The sequence below is a fragment of the Curtobacterium flaccumfaciens genome (genome assembly GCF_018598405.1).
GTDB classification, from domain to species: Bacteria; Actinomycetota; Actinomycetes; order Actinomycetales; family Microbacteriaceae; genus Curtobacterium; species Curtobacterium aurantiacum.
Genome location: NZ_JAHEWS010000014.1, coordinates 18,978 through 42,102, shown reverse-complemented (window position 1 = coordinate 42,102; position 23,125 = coordinate 18,978). Strand labels below are relative to the sequence as shown.

Annotated in this window: 17 protein-coding genes; 7 read left to right on the top strand and 10 right to left on the bottom strand. The window is 70.4% G+C overall.

Annotated elements, in window-relative coordinates; translation table 11 throughout:
• Positions 1–126: 126 nt before the first annotated feature.
• Positions 127–558 carry a DUF3093 domain-containing protein gene (locus tag KK097_RS10500; protein ID WP_214530482.1) on the bottom strand — a complete coding sequence of 144 codons (432 nt, stop codon included), beginning with the start codon at positions 556–558 and terminating at the stop codon, positions 127–129.
• A gap of 63 nt (positions 559–621) precedes the next feature.
• Here KK097_RS10500 and dut point away from each other — a divergent pair, with 63 nt between their 5' ends.
• The 5 genes from dut to dxs all read left to right on the top strand — a co-directional run bounded on the left by dut (position 622) and on the right by dxs (position 7,680).
• Complete coding sequence (gene dut / locus KK097_RS10495; RefSeq protein ID WP_214544677.1) at positions 622–1,113, top strand: dUTP diphosphatase; 492 nt, start codon at positions 622–624, stop codon at positions 1,111–1,113.
• A complete protein-coding gene (locus KK097_RS10490) occupies positions 1,110–1,832 on the top strand; it encodes a DUF3710 domain-containing protein (RefSeq protein WP_250896641.1) in 723 nt (240 codons plus the stop codon). The genes dut and KK097_RS10490 overlap by 4 nt, the downstream gene beginning before the upstream one ends.
• Before the next feature lie 32 nt (positions 1,833–1,864).
• Entirely contained in the window at positions 1,865–2,644 is a 780-nt protein-coding gene (locus KK097_RS10485) for a DUF3159 domain-containing protein (protein ID WP_214530484.1), read from the top strand.
• 128 nt (positions 2,645–2,772) lie between these two features.
• Positions 2,773–5,610: an aconitate hydratase gene (locus KK097_RS10480; RefSeq protein ID WP_214544675.1), complete on the top strand. Its 2,838-nt coding sequence runs from the start codon at positions 2,773–2,775 to the stop codon at positions 5,608–5,610.
• A 132-nt stretch (positions 5,611–5,742) separates the two neighbouring features.
• Positions 5,743–7,680 carry a 1-deoxy-D-xylulose-5-phosphate synthase gene (dxs, locus tag KK097_RS10475; RefSeq protein ID WP_214530486.1) on the top strand — a complete coding sequence of 646 codons (1,938 nt, stop codon included), beginning with the start codon at positions 5,743–5,745 and terminating at the stop codon, positions 7,678–7,680.
• 117 nt (positions 7,681–7,797) lie between these two features.
• Here dxs and KK097_RS10470 read toward each other — a convergent pair whose 3' ends face one another.
• The 4 genes from KK097_RS10470 to KK097_RS10455 all read right to left on the bottom strand — a co-directional run bounded on the left by KK097_RS10470 (position 7,798) and on the right by KK097_RS10455 (position 13,200).
• On the bottom strand, positions 7,798–9,936 hold the full coding sequence (locus KK097_RS10470; protein WP_214544673.1) for a 3-hydroxyacyl-CoA dehydrogenase NAD-binding domain-containing protein: 2,139 nt from the start codon (positions 9,934–9,936) through the stop codon (positions 7,798–7,800).
• 2 nt (positions 9,937–9,938) lie between these two features.
• The gene (locus KK097_RS10465) at positions 9,939–11,156 is read right to left on the bottom strand and encodes a thiolase family protein (RefSeq protein WP_214544671.1); all 1,218 of its coding nucleotides are present in this window, start codon (positions 11,154–11,156) and stop codon (positions 9,939–9,941) included.
• A 128-nt stretch (positions 11,157–11,284) separates the two neighbouring features.
• Positions 11,285–12,622, bottom strand: a complete 1,338-nt coding sequence (locus KK097_RS10460) for an HRDC domain-containing protein (protein ID WP_307858386.1) — start codon at positions 12,620–12,622, stop codon at positions 11,285–11,287.
• Positions 12,619–13,200: a DUF3000 domain-containing protein gene (locus KK097_RS10455; RefSeq protein WP_017886108.1), complete on the bottom strand. Its 582-nt coding sequence runs from the start codon at positions 13,198–13,200 to the stop codon at positions 12,619–12,621. The genes KK097_RS10460 and KK097_RS10455 overlap by 4 nt, the downstream gene beginning before the upstream one ends.
• A 23-nt stretch (positions 13,201–13,223) precedes the next feature.
• On the opposite strand from KK097_RS10455, the gene KK097_RS10450 reads away from it, so the two are divergent.
• On the top strand, positions 13,224–14,447 hold the full coding sequence (locus KK097_RS10450) for an alpha/beta fold hydrolase (protein ID WP_214544669.1): 1,224 nt from the start codon (positions 13,224–13,226) through the stop codon (positions 14,445–14,447).
• A 355-nt stretch (positions 14,448–14,802) separates the two neighbouring features.
• On the opposite strand, the gene KK097_RS10445 is transcribed toward KK097_RS10450, so the two are convergent.
• On the bottom strand, positions 14,803–15,174 hold the full coding sequence (locus KK097_RS10445) for a hypothetical protein (protein WP_214544668.1): 372 nt from the start codon (positions 15,172–15,174) through the stop codon (positions 14,803–14,805).
• Positions 15,175–15,558: 384 nt separating this feature from the next.
• Between KK097_RS10445 and KK097_RS10440 the strand changes: the two genes are divergently transcribed.
• On the top strand, positions 15,559–15,900 hold the full coding sequence (locus KK097_RS10440) for a ribonuclease E inhibitor RraB (protein ID WP_214544667.1): 342 nt from the start codon (positions 15,559–15,561) through the stop codon (positions 15,898–15,900).
• Here KK097_RS10440 and KK097_RS10435 read toward each other — a convergent pair.
• The 4 genes from KK097_RS10435 to KK097_RS10420 form a co-directional block, all read right to left on the bottom strand.
• On the bottom strand, positions 15,897–16,388 hold the full coding sequence (locus tag KK097_RS10435; protein WP_214544666.1) for a hypothetical protein: 492 nt from the start codon (positions 16,386–16,388) through the stop codon (positions 15,897–15,899). The two genes, KK097_RS10440 and KK097_RS10435, sit on opposite strands and share 4 nt — an antisense overlap.
• The gene (locus KK097_RS10430; RefSeq protein ID WP_214530494.1) at positions 16,385–17,047 is read right to left on the bottom strand and encodes a hypothetical protein; all 663 of its coding nucleotides are present in this window, start codon (positions 17,045–17,047) and stop codon (positions 16,385–16,387) included. Before KK097_RS10430 ends, KK097_RS10435 begins: the two co-directional genes overlap by 4 nt.
• Before the next feature lie 150 nt (positions 17,048–17,197).
• Positions 17,198–17,617, bottom strand: a complete 420-nt coding sequence (locus KK097_RS10425) for a DUF6188 family protein (protein WP_214530495.1) — start codon at positions 17,615–17,617, stop codon at positions 17,198–17,200.
• A complete protein-coding gene (locus KK097_RS10420; RefSeq protein WP_214544665.1) occupies positions 17,605–22,980 on the bottom strand; it encodes a DUF6531 domain-containing protein in 5,376 nt (1,791 codons plus the stop codon). Before KK097_RS10420 ends, KK097_RS10425 begins: the two co-directional genes overlap by 13 nt.
• Positions 22,981–23,125: the final 145 nt, after the last annotated feature.

Here is a 23,125-nt window from a genome sequence, read left to right as displayed (position 1 = left end):
GGCACAGCCGCTTCGCTCTCGACGCAACGATCAGCGAAGGCCCCGCATCCTCCAGGGATGCGGGGCCTTCGTCGTGTGCGGCGGGGCGGGGGCGAGCCGGGCCTCCAGACCGCCCGTCGTGGTCCGTCAGGACCGCAGCGCCTCGACGACCTTGCCCGGGTGCCGGACGCTGACCAGCCAGTAGGGCGTCGGGTCGGCGTCGTCGCGCACCTCGACCTTGACGACCCCGCGGACGTAGCCGCGGAAGAGGGTCCAGGCGCGGGCGTCGAGCGCCGGGCCGCGCTGCTCGGTGGCGGCCGCACCCTCGAACGCCTCGGTCGTGCCGACGAGCGAGCGGGGGAGGTGCGCCTTGCCCGCGCGGAACTCCGTGTCGGTGACCTCGATGGTGGGTGCGAGTGCCCACAGGAGGACCAGGACCCCGAGCTCCATCCCGATCGCCACGAGGACGCCGGCCAGGACGCTGATGGGGAGGAAGACGAGCAGGGTGGCGGGGATGACGAGCGCCGTCGCCAGGTAGAGGGCGGGCGGGGCCCAGAGTCGTTCGCGGTACAGGGTCACGGGTCCATTCGATCACGAGCGAGCGAGGTCACGGAACGGTCACGGCTGCACTACCCTCGTCACGTGACCGAACCAGTCGACGTCCTCTGGACCGGGGAGCACGCTCCCGGCCACGCCCACCCCGGTGACGCGGGTGCCGATCTCGTCTCCACCGAGGCCTTCGTGCTGCAGCCGGGCGAGCGACGCCTGGCCGGGACGGGGCTGCGGATCGCGCTGCCGGAGGGGTACGCCGCGTTCGTGGTCCCGCGGAGCGGCCTGGCGGCGAAGCACGGCATCACGATCGTGAACAGCCCGGGCACGGTCGACTCCGGCTACCGCGGTGAGATCAAGGTCGCGCTGCTCAACACCGACCAGACGGAACCGTACGAGGTGCACGTCGGCGACCGCATCGCACAGCTGATCGTGATGCCGGTGCCGCAGGTGACCTACACCCGTGTCGACGAGCTGCCGGACAGCGTCCGCGGACAGGGCGGGTTCGGCTCGTCGGGCTACGGTGACCGGAGCGACGCCGTGACCGGTGCCGCCGCAGACGCTCAGGAAGGGACGCGCGCATGAAGTTCGGCCGACGCAAGCAGGACGAGGTCGAGGTGGCGGACGCCGTCGCCGACGACATCGAGGTCGCGGACACGTCCCCCGAGGTCGACATCGCGACGGACGCCGACGCGGACCTCGACGAGGTCGACGCGGTCGCCCCGACGGACAAGTCCGCACCGGAGGACCGGGCCGAGAACGGCCCCCACGACGAGACCGAGGCGAACCTGGTCCGCCCGTACGTCGACCTGGGCGGGGTGAAGGTGCTCCCGCGCGAGGGCCTGCACCTCCGCCTCGAGGTCGAGGAGGGCTCGCAGCGCGTCGTCGCGGTCGGGCTCGACTACGACGAGTCCACGCTGCAGGTCCAGCCGTTCGCGGCGCCCCGGTCCACCGGCCTGTGGCACGAGATCCGCGCCCAGATCGCCGAGCAGATCGAGCGCCAGGGTGGCGTCGTGACCGAGGTCGACGGCCCGTTCGGCCCCGAGCTCCGCGCGTCCGTCCCGGTCGCCGTGGACGGCGACGGCGGTACGGCCGGCTCCCGTCCGGCCCGCTTCGTCGGGGTCGACGGCCCGCGCTGGTTCCTGCGCGGTGTCATCGCCGGCAAGGCCGCCGAGCAGCCCGACGACGCGAGCGAGATCGAGGAACTGTTCCGCAGTGTGGTCGTCGTGCGCGGCACGACGCCGATGCCGCCGCGCGACCTCATCCCGCTGCACATGCCCAAGTCGACGCAGACCGCGATCTGACGGACTGACGACCAACCCCGCCTGGAGGCACGATGCCGGACCACGACGACACCCCACGACACGAGACGGTCGGGTCCGACCCCGTCACGCCGTCGGCTGAGCCGACGGCGGCGCCGTCGTTCTCCGCGCAGTTCCGCGACGCCGTGCAGAACGCCGGCATCGCGCGTGTCGCGCCCGGCGAGGCGCCGTCCGGCCGGGCCCTGCTCGGTGCCGTCGGCGGCGTGCGCGGACTCGCCGAGTCGGTGCTGCCCGGCCTGGCGTTCCTGGTGGTCTACGCGATCACGAAGGAGCTCGTGCCGAGCGTCGTGATCCCCGTCGCCGTCGGTCTCGTCTTCGTGGTGCTGCGCCTGGTGCAACGGCAGTCGGTGACGATGTCGTTCGCGGGGATCCTCGGTGTTGCGGTCTCGGCCGGCCTCGCGCTCATCACGGGCAAGGCGGAGAGCAACTTCATCCCCGGCATCGTGATCAACTCCGTCTGGCTCGTCGGGCTGCTCGTCACACTGGCGATCCGCTGGCCGCTCATCGGCGTCGTCGTCGGGTTCCTGCTGCCGGCGAACGAGGACGGCTCGCACGTGGACTGGCGGGCCGACCCGGCGAAGCGCCGGGTGCTGACGGTCGCCACGTGGATCTGGGTCGGGCTGTTCGCGCTCCGGCTCGCGGTGGAGGTCCCGCTCTACGTGACGGCCCAGGTCGAGCTCCTCGCCGCGGTGAAGCTGGTCCTCGGTGTCCCGCTCTACGCTGCGGTGCTCTGGGTGACCTGGCTGCTGGTCCGCACCGTGTTCGTGCGACGGGACGACGTCCCCGCGGTGTAGAGTTGTCTCGACATCGAGATAGTTCTCGCCGGGCGCGTTCGTGCTCGCGGGATTAGGTTTGCCTTGCTGGTGGGACGGTCCACGGCCCGCGAGGATGAGGGCAAACCGATCAGTAGGGAGGCGGCACGGTGGCTGCAGTCAATAGCTTAGGCTCGAAGGACACACTGTCGGTTGGGGGTGTCGACTACGCGATCCACCGGATCGACTCGGTTCCCGGGCACGAGAAGTTGCCCTACAGCCTGAAGGTGCTGCTCGAGAACCTCCTCCGCACCGAGGACGGCAAGAACGTCACCGAGGGGCAGATCCGGGCGCTCGGCTCCTGGAAGCCCGACGCGGAGCCCGACACCGAGATCCAGTTCTCGCCGGCGCGCGTCGTCATGCAGGACTTCACGGGTGTGCCGTGCATCGTCGACCTCGCCACCATGCGCGAGGCCATGGCGGACATCGGCGGCGACCCGAACAAGATCAACCCGCTGTCCCCGGCCGAGATGGTCATCGACCACTCCGTCATCGCCGACCTGTTCGGCAGCACGGACGCCCTCCAGCGCAACACCGACCTCGAGTACGAGCGGAACGGTGAGCGCTACCAGTTCCTCCGCTGGGGCCAGACCGCGTTCGAGGACTTCAAGGTCGTCCCGCCGGGCACCGGCATCGTCCACCAGGTCAACATCGAGTACCTGGCGAAGGTCACCTACACGCGTGACTTCGACGGCGAGACCTACGCGTACCCGGACACCCTGGTCGGCACGGACTCGCACACCACGATGGTGAACGGGCTCGGCGTGCTCGGCTGGGGCGTCGGCGGCATCGAGGCCGAGGCCGCGATGCTCGGTCAGCCCGTCTCGATGCTCATCCCGAAGGTCGTCGGCTTCAAGCTCTCCGGGGAGATCCCGGCCGGCGTGACCGCGACCGACGTGGTGCTCACCATCACCCAGGAGCTCCGCAAGCACGGCGTCGTCGGCAAGTTCGTCGAGTTCTACGGCGAGGGCGTCAGCGCCGTCCCGCTCGCGAACCGCGCCACGATCGGCAACATGTCGCCGGAGTTCGGCTCCACGGCGGCGATCTTCCCGGTCGACGACGTCACCCTCGACTACCTCCGCCTGACCGGACGCGACGAGGCGCAGATCGCCCTGGTGGAGGCGTACTCCAAGGCGCAGGGCCTGTGGCACGACGCCTCGGTCGAGCCGAACTACTCCGAGTACATGGAACTCGACCTGTCCACGGTCGTGCCGTCGATCTCCGGCCCGAAGCGTCCGCAGGACCGCATCGAGCTGACGAACGCCAAGAGCCAGTTCGAGGTCGACCTCGCCAACTACGCGAGCATCGACCACAGCGAAGAGGACAAGGCCGTCGCGGACACGTTCCCGGCGTCCGACCCGGTGGCCGCTGCCCCCGGTGACGAGCACGCGGTGGACGACCTGCAGGACGCCCCCGGCTCCGAGGTCCCCGTGCACGCCTCGAGCGCCCCCGGGACCGTCTCGAAGCCGACCTCGGTCGCCATCGCCGACGGTGACCCCTTCACGATCGACCACGGCGCCGTCGCGATCGCCGCGATCACGTCCTGCACCAACACGTCGAACCCGTCGGTCATGATGGCCGCCGGCATCCTCGCCCGGAACGCCGCGCAGAAGGGCCTCACCGCGAAGCCCTGGGTGAAGACCACCCTCGCGCCCGGGTCGAAGGTCGTCACGGACTACTACGAGAAGGCCGGTCTCACCACCTACCTCGAGCAGCTCGGCTTCTACACGGTCGGCTACGGCTGCACCACCTGCATCGGCAACTCGGGCCCGCTGCCCGAGGAGATCTCGCAGGCCGTGCAGGACAACGACCTCGCCGTCACCGCGGTGCTCTCCGGCAACCGCAACTTCGAGGGGCGCATCAACCCCGACGTGAAGATGAACTACCTGGCGTCGCCGCCGCTGGTCATCGCCTACGCCCTGGCCGGGTCGATGCACTTCGACTTCGACAAGGACGCACTGGGCACGGACCAGGACGGCAACGACGTCTACCTGACCGACATCTGGCCCGACGCGGCCGAGGTGCAGCAGGTCATCGACACCTCCATCGACACCGAGATGTTCACCCACGAGTACGGCTCCGTGTTCGAGGGTGACGACCGCTGGAAGAACCTGCCGACCCCGACCGGTGACACCTTCGAGTGGGACCAGGAGTCGACCTACGTCCGGAAGCCCCCGTACTTCGAGGGCATGACGATGCAGCCCGACGCGGTCTCGGACATCTCCGGTGCCCGCGTGCTCGCGAAGCTCGGCGACTCGGTCACGACCGACCACATCTCGCCGGCCGGTTCGATCAAGGCCGACAGCCCCGCCGGCCAGTACCTCGCCGAGCACGGCGTCGACCGCAAGGACTTCAACTCCTACGGCTCGCGTCGCGGCAACCACGAGGTCATGATCCGCGGCACGTTCGCGAACATCCGCCTGCGCAACCAGCTGCTCGACGGCGTCGAAGGCGGGTACACCCGCGACTTCACGACGCCGGACGGCGAGCAGTCGTTCATCTACGACGCCTCGCAGCACTACCAGGAGCAGGGCATCCCGCTCGTCATCTTCGGTGGCAAGGAGTACGGCTCCGGTTCGTCGCGTGACTGGGCGGCCAAGGGCACGAACCTGCTCGGCGTCCGTGCGGTCATCACCGAGAGCTTCGAGCGGATCCACCGCTCGAACCTCATCGGCATGGGTGTCGTCCCGCTGCAGTTCCCGGTGGGCGAGACGGTCGAGTCCCTCGGCCTCGACGGCACCGAGGTCGTCTCGATCTCCGGGCTGACCGAGCTGAACGAGGGCCGCACCCCGAAGACCGTGCACGTCACCGCGACGCCGAGCGAGCACTCGCCCGCCGGCAAGCAGCCGATCGAGTTCGACGCGGTCGTCCGAATCGACACCCCGGGCGAAGCCGACTACTACCGCAACGGCGGCATCCTGCAGTACGTGCTCCGTTCGCTCGTCTGAGCGAGGTGCGCACGGGTCGCTGACGCGACTACAGATCGGACCGGAGGCCCGTGGCGAACCCGCCACGGGCCTCCCGTCGGTTGTCGGGTCCCGAGAATAGAGTGGGCCGACAGCCCCACGAAAGGAGCGCCCGTGAGCCTGCTCAGCAGCATCACGTCGCCGCGCGACCTGAAGCGTCTCTCCGACGCGCAGATGACCGACCTCGCCGCCGAGATCCGACGTTTCCTGGTCGCCGAGGTCGCGAAGACCGGGGGGCACCTCGGGCCGAACCTGGGCGTCGTGGAGCTGACGCTCGCGATGCACCGCGTGTTCGACTCGCCGAAGGACCCGTTCGTCTTCGACACGGGACACCAGTCGTACGTGCACAAGCTCGTCACCGGGCGCCAGGACTTCTCGAAGCTGCGCGAACGCGGCGGCATCGCCGGCTACCCACAGCGGAGCGAATCCGAGCACGACATCGTCGAGTCCTCGCACGCGTCGTCGTCGCTGTCCTGGGCGGACGGCATCTCCCGCGCGTTCGGGCAGACCGGGCAGACCGACCGCACCGTCGTCGCGGTCGTCGGTGACGGTGCGCTCACCGGCGGGATGACGTGGGAGGCGCTCAACAACATCTCCGACGACAACGACCGGCGCCTGGTCATCGTCGTGAACGACAACGGCCGCTCGTACGCGCCGACCATCGGTGGCATGGCGCGGTTCCTGAGTTCCGTGCGGACACGCCGCGAGTACCGGGCCCTGTACGAGGGCACGCAGGCCGTGGCGGCGCGGTTCGGTGCTCCGGGTCGTGCGGTGTACCGGGGCATGCGCGGGGGCCTGCACGGCTTCCTGTCGCGGCTGACCAACAACGAGGCGCTGTACTCGAACCTCGACATCAAGTACATCGGCCCGGTGAACGGGCACGACCAGCAGGCGATGGAAGCGGCGCTCCGGCAGGCCAAGGAGTACGGCGCTCCCGTGATCGTGCACGTCATCACGGAGAAGGGCCACGGCTTCGAGCCGGCCCTGCGCGACCAGGCTGACCAGTTCCACGCCGTCGGGCACATCGACCCGGAGACGGGGGAGTCGCTCGACGCCGCGTCCGGCCCGTCGTGGACCTCGGTGTTCGCGTCTTCCCTGGCCGATGCCGGCGCCTCGGACCCTCGGATCGTCGCCATCACGGCGGCGATGCTCCGGCCGACCGGGCTCCACCTGTTCCAGGAGCAGCACCCCGACCGCGTGTACGACGTCGGCATCGCCGAGCAGCACGCCGTGACGACCGCCGCGGGCCTGGCGTACGGCGGGCTCCACCCGGTCGTGGCGCTCTACGCGACGTTCCTGAACCGTGCGTTCGACCAGGTGCTGATGGACGTCGCCCTGCACCGGGCCGGCGTGACGTTCGTGCTCGACCGTGCCGGGATCACCGGCCCGGACGGCCCCTCGCACCACGGCATGTGGGACCTCGCGCTGCTGCAGGTCGTGCCGGGGATCCGGATCGCCGCGCCCCGCGATGCTGCGACGCTGCGCGAGGAGTTCCGCGAGGCGATCGCCGTCGACGACGCCCCGACCGTGCTGCGGTGGTCGAAGGGGCAGGTCGGACCGGACATCCCCGCGGTCCGTCGTCTCTCCGACGGTGTGGACGTGCTGCACGCCGCCACGGACGACGTCGAGGACGTGCTCTTCGTCGCCGTCGGGTCGATGGTGCCGGTGGCACTCGAGGCCGCGGCGCTGCTCGAGGCGCAGGGCATCGGCGTCACCGTCGTGGACCCGCGCTGGGTGGTGCCGATCCCGGTGTCGCTCATCGAGCTGTCGCGGACGCACCGGCTCGTGATCACCATCGAGGACGGTGTGCGGGTCGGCGGCGTCGGGACCCGGCTGCGGCAGGACCTGCGCGCCGCCGGGGTCGACACCGGGGTGAACGAGCTCGGGCTGCCCGACGCGTTCATCGACCACGCGACCCGGTCGCAGATCCTCGCCGATGCCGGGTTGACGGCGCAGGCCATCGCCCGCGACGTCATCGACCAGGTCGTCGGGACGAAGCTGCCGCAGGCGAAGCCCGCCCGCTCCCGTGAGTCCGCCGCCTCGGACCGCTAGTCGCGCCGCGCTCGGCCGCTTCGGTCGGGTTCGGTCAGCAAAACACCGGTGTTCGCGCTCCACACCGCGGTTTGCGGGTGTTCGGTGCGCGAACACCGGTGTTTTGCGTACTGCGCTCTAGCGGGAAGCGGGGCCGACGATCCGCGGGGCGTGGAACGTCGCGCCGAAGACACGCTCGGAAGCGCCACTGCGGTCGAGGTACGGGCTGATCCCACCCGCCTGGAACGGGTAGCCCGCACCGAGGATGAGCCCGAGGTCGATCTCCTCGACGTGCTCGACCACCTTGTCCTCGAGCATGCGGTGCAGCTCGTCGGCCAGGGCGTCCTCGAACCGGCGCTGCATCTCGGCGGCGTCGACCGGCTTCGCGTCCTTCTTGGACGGCGCGACGAGCTTCACGGCCGCGGGGTCGTACCCGGTCGCGTTGCCCTTCTTGTCGCGGGTCAGGATCGTCCCGTGCTCGGCGATCTTCTTGAGCCCGTCGCCGGGGTAGAAGCGCTCCGGCCAGGCCGCGTGGTGCGAGTCGAGCACGTGCGCGCCGACCGGCAGGCCGACGAGCTCCAGCAGCTCGAACGGCGACATCGGCAGTCCGAGGGGCGCGGCACCCTGTGCGACGGTGTCGAACGAGGTCCCTTCCTCGACGCCGCGCATCGCCTCGCCGAGCACCCGTGCGAGCACGCGGTTCACGACGAAGCCCGGCTGGTCCGCGGTGATGATCGCGGTCTTCTTCAGGGTCTTCGCGACGGCGAGTGCGGTGACGAGGGCCTCGTCCGAGGTCTTCGCCGCGCGCACCACCTCGAGCAACGGCATCACCGCGACCGGGTTGAAGAAGTGGAAGCCGACGAGTCGCTCCGGGTTGGTGAGGACCGACGCCATCTCGTCGACGGAGAGCGACGACGTGTTCGTGGCGAGGATGGCGTCCGGGGCGATGACCTGCTCGATCTTCCGGAAGACCTCTTGTTTGACGGTCATCTCCTCGAAGACGGCCTCGATCACCCAGTCCGCGTCGGCGAAGGCGTCGTAGGACACCGACCCGCTGACGAGCGCGGTGATGCGGTTCGCGTCGTCGGGGGAGATCCGGCCCTTGTCGAGCAGCTTCGCGACCTCGCCGCGGATCCGTTCGACGCCGGCGTCGACGCGGGACTGGTCGACGTCGGTGATGACGACGGGGACCCCGAGGCGCCGGGCGAAGAGCAGCGCGAACTGCGACGCCATCAGCCCGGCGCCGAGGACGCCGACCTTCGTGATCTTCTTCGCGTCGACGCCCTCGGGAGCGCCGACGGGCTTCTTCGCACGCTTCTGCACGAGGTCGAACGCGTACATCGACGCGGCGAACTGGTCACCCGAGATGAGGTCGGCGAGGGCCTCGTCCTCGTCGGCGAAGCGTTCGTCGAGCGAACCCGACTTGGCGGCGGCGACGAGGTCGAGCGCGCGGAACGGCGACTTCGGCACGGTGCCGATCTTCGACGCGACCTGTCCGCGGGCGACCTTGACGACGGTGCCCCAGGCGGCCTTCTCGAGCATGCCCGGCTCGTTCTTCCGCACCACCTTGGTCGCACCGGTGATGACGCCGTCGGCCCAGGCGACCGCGGAGGGCAGGAACGTCACCGACGGGACGAGGACGTCACCGATGCCGATCTCGACCGCGGCCGGGCCGTCCATCAGGCGGTTGTTCTTGAGCGGGTTCTCGACGATGACGCGGAGCGCGCGCTCCGGCCCGATCAGGCGGGGGAGCAGCGTCGCGCCGCCCCAGCCGGGGATGATGCCGAGGAACACCTCGGGGAGCCCGATGCCCTGCGCGGCGGACGAGAACGCCCGGTAGGTGCAGTGCAGGGCGATCTCGAGCCCACCGCCGAGCGCCAGGGTGTTCACGAACGCGAACGACGGCACCCCGAGGTCGGCGAACTTGCGGAGCGTGGCGTGCCCGAGGGCGGCGAGGTCGTGCGCGGCCTCGCGCGAGGGCACCGCGGCGGCCTGGGACAGGTCGGCCCCGGCGGCGAAGCAGTACTCCTTGCCGGTGATCGCCACGCCCTGGATCGTGCCGGCGGACGCCTCGGTCTTCAGGGTGTCGAGCACGCCGGCCAGCTCCCGGAGCGTGCGGGGCCCGAGGGTGTTCGGCCGCTTGTAGTCCTTGCCGTTGTCGAGCGTGATGAGCGCCAGCGTGCCACCGGAGGGCATCGTGACGTGCTTGACGAACGAGTGCGTGACGACCTCGTCCTCGCTGAGTTCGGCCAGTCGGTCGTTGTCGACGATGGTCATGGTCACGCCCCCTTCCGAGCCGAACGCTCGGCCGACTTGCTGTGGTGCGGGTTCTCCCAGATGACGGTGCCGCCCTGGCCGAGCCCGATGCACATCGTGGTGATGCCGTACTTGACGTCCGGGCGCTCCGCGAACTGCGCGGCGAGCTGGTTCATCAGGCGGACGCCGCTCGACGCCAGCGGGTGGCCGACGGCGATCGCGCCGCCCCACGCGTTCACGTTCGGGGAGTCCTGGGCGATGCCGTAGTTGTCGAGGAACGCGAGCACCTGGACGCCGAACGCCTCGTTGATCTCGAACAGGCCGATGTCGTCGATCGACAGGCCTGCCTTCGACAGGGCCTTGTCGGTGGCGGGGACGGGGCCGACGCCCATGACCTCGGGCTCGACGCCGGCGAAGGCGAACGAGACCATGCGCATCTTCGTCGACAGTCCGTGCTGCTTCGCGCCGTCCTCGGACGCGAGCAGGCTCATGGTGGCACCGTCGTTCAGACCGGCGGCGTTGCCGGCGGTGACCCGTCCGTGGGGCCGGAACGGCGTCTTCAACGCGGCCAGCGCCTCCAGGGTGGTCCCCGGCCGCGGCGGCTCGTCGGTGCTGACGACGTCCCAGCCGTCGCCCTTGTTGACCTCGACCGGGATCAGGTCGGGCTGGAGCTTGCCGTTCGCCCAGGCGGCGGCGTAGCGCTGCTGGGACTGGACGGCGTAGGCGTCCGTGCGGTCCTTCGTGATCGCGGGGAAGCGGTCGTGCAGGCGCTCGGCGGTGGCGCCCATGACGAGGGCGTCGCTCGAGACCATGCGCTCCGCGACGAAGCGCGGGTTCGGGTCGGCGTTGAAGCCCATCGGGTGACGCCCCATGTGCTCGACGCCACCGGCGATCGCGATGTCGGCGGCGCCGAAGGCGATGGCACCCGCGAGCGTCGTGACGCTCGTCATGGCACCGGCGCACATGCGGTCGATCGCGTAGCCGGGCACCGACTTCGGCAGACCCGCGAGCATGCCGACCGTGCGGCCGAGCGTCAGCCCCTGGTCACCCTGCTGCGTGGTCGCCGCGACGGCGACGTCGTCCACGGCTGCGGTGTCGAAGGCGTTCCGGTCGAGCAGTCCGCGCATCGCGTGCACCGCGAGGTCGTCGGACCGGGTCTTCCAGAACACCCCCTTCTCGCCGGCTCGTCCGAACGGTGTGCGAACGCCGTCCACGAACACGACGTCTGATGCCTTTGGCAATCCGGGCCTCCCAGATCCTCTTCGATCGGGCCGGAACGCAGGTCGCTCCGGCCTGGCCGGGCCTCGCCCGGCGACCCTCCCGACGCTATGCCCCCAGCCTGGGCGGCCGCATGCCGGTTGGGCAGTTCCTACGACTCGTCGTCGCCCGTCGCCGCGGGCCGCTGTGCAGCAGCCACAAAGGCGGACGCGATGATCGACGCGAGTTCCTCGACCTGCCACGGGCGGGCGTCGTGCTCGGCGAGGGCGGCGCCGACCAGCTCGGTCGACGGCGGCGACGGCGGGGCCCACGACACGAGCCGGAGCGTCTCCGGTGTGAGCAGGTTCTCGAGCGGGATGTCGAGCTCCTCGGCACGCTTCATCACCGCTGCGCGCGCGGCCTTGTACCGGCGGTCGGCAGCCGGGTTGCGGTCGGCCCAGGCGCGGGGCGGGGGCAGCGTGGCCTCGCCGGCACCGCGGAGACGGGGGAGGTCCTCGGTGGTGCGGCCTTCGTCGACGGCGGCCCACCAGCGGTCGAGCTCGGAACGGCTGGCGCGGCCCGTGAAGGTCTTCAGCGCACCGAGTTCGGCGCGGGACTCGGGTGCGGCGGCCGCGGCGGCGACGATCGCCGAGTCGGGGATCGTGCGCCCGGGGGCGATGTCCGCCTGTCGGGCGTACTCGTCACGGGCGAGCCAGAGCGACCGGGCGATCGCCAGCGCCCGGGCACCACGGAGCGCGTGCATGCCGGACAGTCGACGCCAGGGCTCCGCACGGGCGGGCTTCGGCGCGCGGTGCAGGACCGCGTCGAACTCCTCCTGGGCGATCCGGGTCTTGCCCGCCTCGTCGAGCTTCTCGGCGAGGGCGTCGCGGAGGTCGGGCAGCAGCTCGACGTCGAGCGACGCGTAGACGAGCCACGACTGCGGCAGGGGACGGGTCGACCAGTCGGCGGCCGAGTGCGCCTTCGCCAGCGTGATGCCGAGCAGCTGCTCGACGACGGCGCCGAGGCCGACACGGGGGAACCCGGCGATGCGGGCGCCGAGCTCGGTGTCGAAGATGCGGGTCGGGACGAGCCCGACCTCCTGCAGGCACGGCAGGTCCTGCGAGGCGGCGTGGAACAGCCACTCCTCGTCGACGATGGCCGCCTGCAGCTCGGAGAAGTCGCCGATCGGGATCGGGTCGAACAGGAACGCACCGGCACCGCGGCGGAACACCTGGATCAGGTAGGCGCGCTGCGAGTACCGGTAGCCGCTGGCGCGTTCGGCGTCGACCGCGACGGGGCCGTGGCCGGCGGCGATCGCGGCGACCGCCGCGAGGTAGTCCTCGCGGGTGTCGATGACCTTGACGGCGTCGTGCGACGCCTCGAAGGCCGGGCTGGCGGCGGCAGCAGTCGGGCCGGCAGCGGCAGCGGCAGCAGTCGAGCCGGCACCTGTGGCTGCGGGCGCGGCCGGGCCGGTCGATCCAGCGGCGGCCTGGGGAGCGGGGTCGGTCACTTGGCGAGCCTCCTCGGGGCCAGCAGGGTCACGCCGTCCGATGCGGGCGGCAGACCGGCGAGCATGGCGACGATGTCCTGCCAGGCCCGGACGTGTGCGGTGAGGTCGTCGCCGCGTGGTGTCCACGATGCGCGGAGCTCGAGCTGGGCGCCGTCGCCCTGTGCAGCGAGGTCGCCGTAGCCGCGCGAGATGATCTTGGTGGCCGTGCCCGAGGCGTGGTCGTACGTCGCACCGTGCGACTCGAGCGCGTCGACGAGCCAGCTCCAGGTCACGTCGGCGACGAACTCGTCGACACCGATCTCCGGCTCGAGCGGCGCCTGCGCGAACGAGACGACCCGGAACGCGCCGCCCCAGCCCTCGGGTTCTTCCGGGTCGTACAGGGCGATGAACCGGCCGGTGCCCAGGTCCGACTCGACGCCGTGCGCGGTGCCGGACACGTCCGCCGCAAGGGCGATCGAGAACGGTGCGATCCGGGTCGGCGAGGGGATCTCGGTGACGGTGGTCTCGGCACGGCCGCTGCCGCCGGACACGAACGCGCGGAGCCGCGCGAAGGCGTCGGGCTCTCGGGTTTCGGACACACATGCAGACTAGGCTCCGGGCCATGTCCCGATCCGCGCGACCCGCCGAGGACGTCGTCCAGGAGACCGCACGATCGGCCGGGTTCATCGCACTCGGCGCCGGTCTGGCAGCAGCCGCGGTGGGGATGGCCGTCATCGGTGGCTTCGTCGCCGCCGTCGCCCGCGCCGTCGTCACCCCCGACCGCAAGCGCAACGAACGCGTCCCGATCCACGCCGTCGACCCGGTCCGGAAGACCGTCACGATCGAGCGCACCGCCGACACCGAGTTGCAGGGCCGCTACTCGCTCTGGTTCGGGGGCGGCACCGGCCACATGCGCGTCGGCGAAGTGCTCGGCACCACCGACACCACCGTCACGCGCCGCATCATCGCGATCGACGCCGGCGACCCGACCGCCGCTCGTCGCGGACGCTGGGGTGGCTGGTTCTACCTGACGCCCGGAGAACTCGATGTGCCCGTCGAGGATGTCGACATCCCCACCCCGAACGGCCCGGCGCCCGCGTGGGTCGTCCGCGCCGACGACCCGGACGCCCCGTGGGCCGTCCTGGTGCACGGCCGAGGCGTCACCCGAGCCGAGACCATCCGCGCCGTCCCTGTCTTCCGCGCCGCCGGGTACTCGGTCGTCCTCGCCTCGTGGCGCAACGACGGCGTCGCCCCGCCGAGCGTCGACGGTCGCTACGGCCTCGGCAGCACCGAGTGGGAGGACGTCGACTCCGTCCTCCGCTGGCTCACGGCGCACCGGGCCCAGAGCGTCGTGCTGATGGGCTGGTCGATGGGCGGTGCCGTCGTGCTGCAGACCCTGCTCCGTTCACGTTTCGCCGGCTTGGTCGACGGGGTGGTGCTCGAGTCCCCGGTGGTCGACTGGCACGCGGTGCTGAAGTCGCAGAGCCAGCTCCTGCGCCTGCCCCGTCCGGTCCGCAAGGTCGCACAGCGCCTGCTCCGCACGCCGGTGCTCTACCGGTTGGCCGGGCTGCAGCGGCCCGTCGACCTGCGCGAGCTCGACATGGTCACCCGCGCCGACGAGCTCACGGTGCCGATCCTGCTGCTGCACAGCGACGACGACGGGTTCGTGCCGTCCTCGGCCTCGCACGACCTCGCCCGCGCACGGCCTGACCTGGTGCGGCTCGAGATCCAGACCACGGCCCGGCACACCAAGCTCTGGAACCACGACGCCGACTGGTTCGACGCCCGGATCCTCGCGTGGCTGACCGAGGTGGTCCAGCGGCGGGGCGCGACCAGCGCGCGGTAGACGCGACCGAAGGGCGGACGGGAGGCGCGGTGCCAGCTGGCACCGCGCCTCCTGTCTGTCGATGCGTCCGTTCGGTCGCTTGGTGAGCAGAAATGGTCGGGTCGCCGTCCGACACCCGACCATTCCTGCTCACGAAGCGGGTGGTCCGGCGATCGTTCCGTTCGAGGAACTCGTCGTCGATGAGCTGCCAGATGCTGCCGGCGATGTCCGTCGCCTCGGCGTGGCTGAGGTTGAGTGCCGGGCGGCCTGATCTCCTGCGGAACGACACGGTCTTCATGTGCTCGCTCTCACGGATCGCTTCCCGCTGCCTCGTCGGGCGGTTCGCGAGTCTGCCGGAGCTTGCCGTCCAGATCGATCACTTCGTCGAGGAGCGCGGGCGAGCGCTCATCTCGTGGGCGTGCGCGTCTGCCTCGGTCTTGTAGATCTCGCCCCATGCGATGCTCGGAGTCATGGCATGGACAGGCAGATCGACGTCAGGGAGACAGATCTGCACGAAGTGCGGGAAGGCGGGGAAGGTCCAGAGGTCTTCGTCTTCGAAGCGACTCCAGAGCAACAGCTCCCCGACGCCCAGCGGGTGGCCGAGCTCCTGACCGTTCAGCGGCGGATCGCAGCTGACCATCAGCGCATGGTGACCGTTCGGGAGCTCGATCGGTCGTTCCACTTCGCACCGGAAGACGGACGAGAACCGCTTGCTGTCCATGGACGAGAGAAAGAAGACTTCTTGCATGTCAGAACTCCGGATTGATGCCGCTGACGCGATCGAGCTGGATCGCGCCCTTCTCGATGCCGTTCGGGAGGGGGCGCGCAACGTACCTTCGAGCAGGAACTGCCCCGAGTTCACGCTGTAGTCGGGCTCGGTCTTCCCTGACGGTAGTCCTGCGACGTCGCGGTAGTTGGCAACAGAACCAGGGGGGCGACCACGAGGCACCGGTCGCCTGAGCATCTCCGCCGTAGACACGACGCCCGGATCCTCGCGTGGCTCACCGAGGTGGTCCAGCGGCGCGGCGCGGCCAGCGCGCGGTAGACGTGACCGAAAAGCGGACGGGAGGCGCGGTGCCAGCTGGCACCGCGCCTCCCGTCTGTCGGTGGTGCCGTCTGCGACACTCGACCCATGTGGCCGTTCCGCAAGCGCCCCGAGTCCGAGCCCTCGTTGCCGATGAACCCCGTGCTGCAGCAGATCGTGCTGCGGGGCGGCGACCTGTCGGAGCCGCGCGACTGGGTGCACTTCGTGTACTTCCCGGACGAAGTGTCCGCCAGGGCTGCCTCCGCGCGGATCGCCGCCACCGGGTGGAACGTCGCAGTCAAGCCGTCGGGTGCGGAGTGGTACGTCGCCGCCGATCAGCAGAACGTGCTCGTCGACGACACCCGACTCGGCGAGGCGGTGCGGTTCTTCGAAGGGATCACCGCTGAGACCTCCGGCGCGCAGTGGGACGGCTACGAAGCGAGCATCTAGATCGTCGTTTGCTGGCCTCGCCCGAACTCCTCGAGACGGGTCGCCGGTCGGCCGGGCTGCGCTGGGCCGTGCGCCCGGTCGAAGGCATCGCTCATCGTCGTGAGCGGCGGTCGGACCGTCACCGTCCATTCGCCGCTGTCGAATGCGTCGATGCGGACGACCAGGTTCGTCTCGTCGGTCAGGTCCGTGCCAGGAAGGTACCCGAGGAACTCGCCGTCGATGAGCTGCCGCATGCTGTCAGCGATCTCCATCGCCTCGGCATGGCTCAGGATGAGCCCGGGTTCCGCCGCCGCGTCGACGCGGCGTTCGAGTGGGAGCGCTTGGACCGGCTTGTCAGGGGACGTGACGGCGTACAGGGTCGTGAGGACCCAGACGAGCTCGGGTGAATCGAGTTCTGAGAAGAACTGCACCAGATCGGGCAGCACGATGCGAGCAGCGGGGATCCGGTAGGTGACCATCCCCAGGTCGTTCGGCAACGTCGTGGTCATCCGGTCTCCTCTGTTGTCTCGACCTGTGGCGAGAAGCCGCCCACGCTCATGGCAGCGAGGACGTCGGTCCTGCCCGGCGTGAACGCGATGATCGCGACTGCGGTGTCAGCCTGCACGGTGGAGAGCCCCGGCTGCTCGTCGCCGAGCGGTGCGAGCACACGGGCGAACTCGTCGAGCCCGCGGACGTCGGAGCCACTCTTGGCCGCCATCGTGTACTTCGTCAGGAAGGTCCGTGCCGTCGAAAGGGCGCCCTGTTCGAAGATGCGGACCCGTTCCTCGGCCGGACACTGCGATGCCACCTCGAGCGCCAGTTCCACCCCCGGGGCGTCTGATGCGCGCAGGCGCGTGCACAGTTCCTGGACGGTGATGTGGACGAGTCCGACGGAGCGGTCGATCGCCGTGGCAGCCACGAGCGTTCGGTCCGTCGCGCGCAACACGACCGTCACGAGTTCATCGCCGTGCTCGACCTGACAGATCAGGACGAGCTCGTCCCCGAGGGCTTCGAGTGGGTCGACGAACGGTACGAGGTTCGGCTCCTGCTTCGAGTAGGTCCGCCGGATGACCGCTGCGAACGAGCGTGCGGACACGTCGGAGACGAGCACCTGCGCGTCCGATCCCACTGCGGCGAGGACATCGACGACACGGTCTGGCAGGTCCACAGTCGTTCTGTTGGTGACCGCTCGGAGATGGTGGACCGAGATGTCCGGGGGCGCGTCCGTCACCGTCGGATCTCCGCCGACGATGGGTTGTGTCGGTTCCGGACCTCGTCTGGTCGAGGCATCTGGCTGCGCGGCCATCGTCAGCTCAGCTCAACCGTGCTCGATCGGAGTGCCGTCACCAGGTATCGAGATGAACAGGTTGCCACCTCCGAGAGCGGTCGCTCTGACCGGCGGCGTCTCAGGGCCGGAGTAATGCCACGATTCGTAATCGTCGTCCGGTTCTGCTCGAAGAGTCGTTCCCGATGAGAATGTGATTTCGAGCGCACTTTCGTCGATCCGAGCTCCCGTGACGTTCTGTGTGTGGAGATGGAGAGCGGGGAGCAGGGAATCCTTGTCTTCCGGATCCACCGAGACCGTCACACCATCCGTATCCCTGATCGCGAAGGTGGTCTCGAACGAGACCATGCTCCGGTTCGAGAACGCGAGGGTGAGCCTGAAGTCGATCCAGATGAGGTCGACAGTCTCGCCGACGAGTGCGAGGTGAACGTCATCTGCGGTCAGTTCGGCCATCCGAGGTACTCTCCCTGGTGCTCACTGGGAACATGGCTGTCCGGCTTTGAGCCGGGCTTCCCCGTTCGGGGATCGAGCCATTGCCCGTAGTCGTTGCTGTAACGGCTGTAGCCGTTCGGATACCGTTCGGTGGGATCCATCACCCTGATCATGTTGGCATCGTCGTGCATGCCCGGGTTCGCTGCAGAAGCAGGATCTTGCGCAACGAGCCCTCGGTTGGTCCGAGCCGGTCCGATGTCCCAACCAGCAGGGATGTCGTAGGCCGTCCCCTGTGGCGTCACGACGAACGTCTTCCCGCTCGATGGGAGGACGTTGACAGGCGGGGTCGGCGCGAGGTCGTCCAACTTGTTCACCGCGGTCGGCAGGTGCACCTTCGACATCGTGCCGCCGGTGGCCGCCGACGTCGCCGCACCCTCGGCAGCGTTCCGGAGCAGGCCACCGGGGGTCACCGGCTGGCCACTCACCGCGTAGTTGGCGACGTTCTCGACCGCGCCCTCTGCGGCGTTGCCGAGCAGGTGCTTCCCGATCAGGGCACCGGCACCTCCGCCGACCGCACCGAAGGCCCCGCTGACGGCGACCTGGCCCCAGTTCACCTCGCCGGTCGTGGCCTTCTGGATGATGGTGTCGGCACCGGCGCTGATGAGCATCATGCCGACCGGACCGCCGACGCCGGTGGCGACGAGCACCCCGCCCGCGACGACCATGGCACCGCCGGCGACGTACTCCCAGTTGTCCGCGAACCAGTCACCGGTGGCTGCAGCGGCCCGGGCGAGCGGACCCTGTTCGGCTGCCGCGTAGGCCTCCAGCTCCGCGTCGGTGACGGGCGCGAGACCGAGCGGATCGATGGCGTGCAGTGGGTCGTTGCCGGCGAACGAGTACGGGTTGCCGGCCCAGGCTGCTCCGGCGGGCGCGCTGATCGGGTCGACGGACAGGAAGCCGCGCGTCGACGAGTCGTAGGCGCGAGCACCCATCCACTCCAGGCCGGCGACCTGCAGCGAACCGTCGGCGCCGAGGGCGACCCCGCCCGGCAGGCCGGAGCCGCCGAGGTCGACGAGCGTCTGCCACGGGTCGGCATCGTCGGCTGCCCTCGTGGTGCGCCGACCGCTGGCGATCCAGCGGTCGTCCACCCCGATCAGGCCGCCGGGAGCGCGGAGCACCGGCTCGTCACCGACGGCCAGGAGCGTCGGTGCGAACGCGGCGGTGTCCCAGTCGAGCGGGACGCCGTCGACACCGGCGAGTTCGCCGAGGGCGTCGACGTGCAGGTCGGTCGTGGTGCTGCCTGCCGCGGTGGTCTCGGTCACGCTCGTCAGGCGCCCCTGGGGGCTCCAGCCGTAGCCGGTCGTGCCGTTCCCGGGCCGGACCGCCCGGATGCGACGACCGGCGCCGTCGTACGCGTACTCCACCTCGGGCGACCCGTCCGCGGCGTCGACGCGGATCAGCTGACCGGCGGCGTCGTGCCGGAACCGTCGAGCGAAGGAGTCCGTGCGTTCCTCGACCAGACGACCAGCGGCGTCGTAGACCCAGTCCGTGCGATGGGCGCCCTGGACGGACGCCACCAGCTGCGCGGCATCGTCGTGCTCGTAGGTGGTGCTCCCACCGGGTCCGTCGACCCGGGTGATGCGCCCGTCGGCGTCGCGTTCGATCGTGCTGGCGTGCGTGCCGTCCGCGTCGATGCGCGCGTGCCGGACCACGTGTCCGTTCGCGTACTCCCAGGTCTGCAGCTGATCGCCGGCGCGGGCCTGCAGGAGCCGCCCCGCCGCGTCGTGCTCGTACCGGACCTCGCCGAAGACCGAGTGGTCGACGCGGACGACCCGTCCGGTGGCGTCGTGCTCGTACCGGGTCGTGGACCGGTCGGGAGACTGCACCGAGGTGCGGAGCCCGTCGGCATCGTGGGTCCACCGCGTTTCGCGCGCGCCGGTTGAGCGGCGGACGAGCTGCCCGAGTCGGCTGAACTCGAGGACGTGGGCGGTGGGGGAGTCCGGACGGGTCTCGTCGGTGATCGTCACGGTGCGGGCGCGGACATCGCGGTCGATGCGGCCGATCAGCCGATCGCCGGCGTACTGCGCGGATTCCCGACCGGCTGCGTCGTACTCCCACCGCAGGACGCTGCCGTCCGGGTCCGTCTGGGTGCGCTGGCGCCCGGCCGCGTCGTAGGTCGCCGTCGTCGTGCGCCCGAGCTGATCCGTGGACGAGGCCACCTTGTCGAGCTGCGTGTACGTGCGGACGGTCACCCCACCCAGCGGATCGACGGTGCGGACGAGGCGCCCACGCTGGTCGTACTCGTACCGGGTGGTGCCGCCGAGCCCGTTCACCGCGGCGACGAGTTGTCCGGCGGCGTCGTAGCGGAAGGTCCGCTGGCCGAAACGGGTGTCGCGCGCCGACACGACCCGACCCACGCGGTCGTACCGGTACCGCGCGGTGCCGACTCCGGGGACGTCGGCGTGGACGACCCGACCCTGTCGGTCGTACTCGGTCCGGGCGACCTCGCCGGTCGGCAGGGTGCGCGCGACGACCCGCGAATCGGCGTCGTAGGTCAGCGTGGTGCGTGCGCCGGCCGGGTCGATCGCGCTGACCGGGCGACCGCACGCGTCGTACTCGTACCGGGTGGTTCGGCCCGCTCGGGTGGTGACGGCGACGACGCGTCCGGCGAGGTCACGTTCGATCCGGGTGAGGCCTCCGTCCGCGTCGACGAGCTCGACCGGGCGGCCGCAGGCGTCGTACGTCGTGAGTTCGGCGGACGTGTCCGCGTGCTCGAGCCGGGTCGGACGCCCGAACTCATCGGTCGTCACGGAAACGGCGTCGAAGGCGTCGCGAACCGTGGAGACGCCGTCCGCGCGCGAGCGACGCACCTCGGTGCGGACACCGGTCGGGTCGACCGTGGCACCGAGGGCTCCGACCGCGTCGTACTCCCGCTTCCAGGTGCCGCCGGCCGGGTCGACCACGGCTTCGAGCCGCGAGAGCGCGTCGTGCACGAACGCCCACTCGGCACCGTCGGGCAGGGTCATCCTCGACACGTTGCCGAAGGCGTCGAAGTCCTTCGTCACGACGCGACCGAGGGGATCCGTGGTGGACACGATCTCGCCGTGCTGGCCGTAGGTGACCTCGGTGCGGGCACCGGTCGGATCGATCGTCGCCGTGACCCGACCGCCGTCGCCGTGCTCGAACCGCCACAGCCCGCCGTCCGGGTCCTCACGCGCGGTGAGCAGTCCGGCGGCGTCGTAGCGGTACCGGGTCCGGTTGCCGAGCGGTGTGACCGCCTCGATGATCCTGCCGCCGGGGTCGCGGACCAACTGCGCGGTGTCGCCGACGGCGTTCTCGACCCCGATGAGCTCACCGGACGCATCGTGGTGGAAGGAGACGACGACGCCCATCGGATCGGTCGTCCCCACGAGCAGACCGTCCCGCCACTCGAGCAGCGTGCGACCGCCGACAGGGTCGATGACGACGGAGGGGTTCCGGTCGTCGCCCGCGTACTCGTACTCGACGACCCCGCCGTTCGCGGTGACCACCGTGGTCATGCGGTCCTGTTCGTCGTACCCGAAGGTCAGGTCGGCGCCCTCCGGCGTCACGGTCCGGACGCGCCGTCCCCGCTCGTCGTACCCGTGGACGGTCACCTGACCATCGCGCTCGGTCACCGAGACGAGGTTGCCGTGCGGGTCGTACGACATCGACTGGCGCTGCCCGTCGGTGTCGATGATCCCGACGACCCGACCCTTCCGGTCGGCGATCCACGTGTTCGTGTGGTCCCCGTCGACGTCGGAGACCGAGGTGACGCGGCCCGGCAGGTACGCGAACCGCACGCGCCGCCCGAACGGCGTGCGCTGCTCGACGACGCGGCCGCGGTCGTCGTAGGTGTTCTCGCACTCGACCACACCCGTCGCAGCGGTCACGCGGTCGATCAGCCCGCCGTCGTTCCAGCGGTACCGACGACTGCCGACGGCGTCCGTCGCACGGATGAGTCGACGAGCATCGTCGTAGTGGTACTCCACGCGGCGTCCGTCCGAGGCGGTCGTCGACGCCACGCGGTCGCCCGCGTACTCGACGTCGATGAACCGTCCGAACACGTGCGACAGGCGCGTGATGCGGTCCTGCTCGTCACGCCGCACGGTCACGGTGGTGCCGGCTCCGCGACCGCAGCTCGACCACAGTCCGGACCGCGTGAACGCCCAGCGACCGCCTGCGTTGTCGTGGACGACGAGGGCGTCATCCTCAGCCCGGAGCCACAGGTCTTCGCCGACCGCCCGGTCCCAGCCGTCGCCCTGCCGCGGGAAGTCGACCTGCCGGCCGTCGTCGAGCACGACCGACGCGGCGTCGTCGGTGATCTCCAGCCGGGTGTCGAGGATCGAGGACCACCCGAGCCCGAACGCCCCGGAACGGTCGTCGAGCGAGTTGTACATCCGGGTGAGCCGGAGCGACGCCGCCTGCCCGGCGAACGACAGGTCGGTCTCGGGCTCCAGGAAGTTGCCCGTGGCGGTGTTGACGGGATCGTCGGCGAACCCGTTCGTCGGGGGCGTCCCCATCGCCGAGAACGGTCCGATGGTGAAGTCGTCACGTCCGGCGTCGATGCCCGCCGCGGACAGGGCCGCCGCGATCGCCGCGTCCGACAGCGTTGCGGGCCCGGCACCACCACCGGCGGCCTCGAACTGCGCGGCGACGGTGCCCGCCCAGTCGGCGTCCTGCCCGTTCGCGGTGAGCCAGTCGTTGACGGCGGTCAGCAGCGACTGGGCGTTCAGGGTGCCCCAGCAGGGGTTGCACTCGGCCTCGTAGTCGCTCAGGGCGTTGCGGAACGTGGAGACGGCACCCGACAGGTCGGAGTCGAGCGTGCGGGTGTTCGCCTCGAAGGAGCGGAGGTCTGCGGGGACGGCCGACGACGTCCCACCGCTGGTCCCACCACCCGCGGGGATCTCCCGTCCCTTGACGCTGACCTCGTCCGCCTGCAGACGCGGCTCCGGTTCCGGCTCCGGGGGCTTCGGGTCGTCACCGCCGCCGAACCACGTCGAGATCTCGTGTCCGGCGCCGACGAAGAAGTTCTCCTCGCGTTCACGCTTGCGGGCGTCCCACGCCTTCGCCTGCTTCCGCCGGTCGTCCTCGTCCTTCGCGGCGTCGCGGAGTTCCTGCACGAAGCCCGACAGGCTCTGCAACGACTCGACGAGCTTCGTCGCGCTGCGCGCACCGATGTCGGCGTTGTCCGCGAAGACCTCGGAGAAGTACCCCCGGAACTCCGCACTCGCGGTCGTCACCGACGACGACCGCGATCCGGACTGGCCGCCGATCGACGACGCGAGCGCCGTCGAAGCCGATTTGAGCGTGTCCGCCGCGCTGTACGAGTAGCCGGTCGGATCGTTCCCGTGGATCTTCGCCATCGTCAATTCCCCCCATGGTGCTGACCGGCCCATCCTGTCACGGCCGGCGACTGAAATGCCAGAGGACCGCATTCATCCGAAACGAGCAACGGACAGGAGGCGCGGTGCCAGCTGGCACCGCGCCTCCTGTCCGTCAGTGGGTCGC

What these genes read in the sequence shown, in the direction of transcription:
- KK097_RS10440 (WP_214544667.1), top strand. Translation starts at nt 15,559, where the DNA reads ATGTGGCCGTTCCGCAAGCGCCCCGAGTCCGAGCCCTCGTTGCCGATG.
- KK097_RS10420 (WP_214544665.1), bottom strand. Translation starts at nt 22,980, where the DNA reads ATGGCGAAGATCCACGGGAACGATCCGACCGGCTACTCGTACAGCGCG.
- KK097_RS10425 (WP_214530495.1), bottom strand. Translation starts at nt 17,617, where the DNA reads ATGGCCGAACTGACCGCAGATGACGTTCACCTCGCACTCGTCGGCGAG.
- KK097_RS10445 (WP_214544668.1), bottom strand. Translation starts at nt 15,174, where the DNA reads ATGCAAGAAGTCTTCTTTCTCTCGTCCATGGACAGCAAGCGGTTCTCG.
- KK097_RS10450 (WP_214544669.1), top strand. Translation starts at nt 13,224, where the DNA reads ATGTCCCGATCCGCGCGACCCGCCGAGGACGTCGTCCAGGAGACCGCA.
- KK097_RS10435 (WP_214544666.1), bottom strand. Translation starts at nt 16,388, where the DNA reads ATGACCACGACGTTGCCGAACGACCTGGGGATGGTCACCTACCGGATC.
- KK097_RS10490 (WP_250896641.1), top strand. Translation starts at nt 1,110, where the DNA reads ATGAAGTTCGGCCGACGCAAGCAGGACGAGGTCGAGGTGGCGGACGCC.
- KK097_RS10485 (WP_214530484.1), top strand. Translation starts at nt 1,865, where the DNA reads ATGCCGGACCACGACGACACCCCACGACACGAGACGGTCGGGTCCGAC.
- KK097_RS10470 (WP_214544673.1), bottom strand. Translation starts at nt 9,936, where the DNA reads ATGACCATCGTCGACAACGACCGACTGGCCGAACTCAGCGAGGACGAG.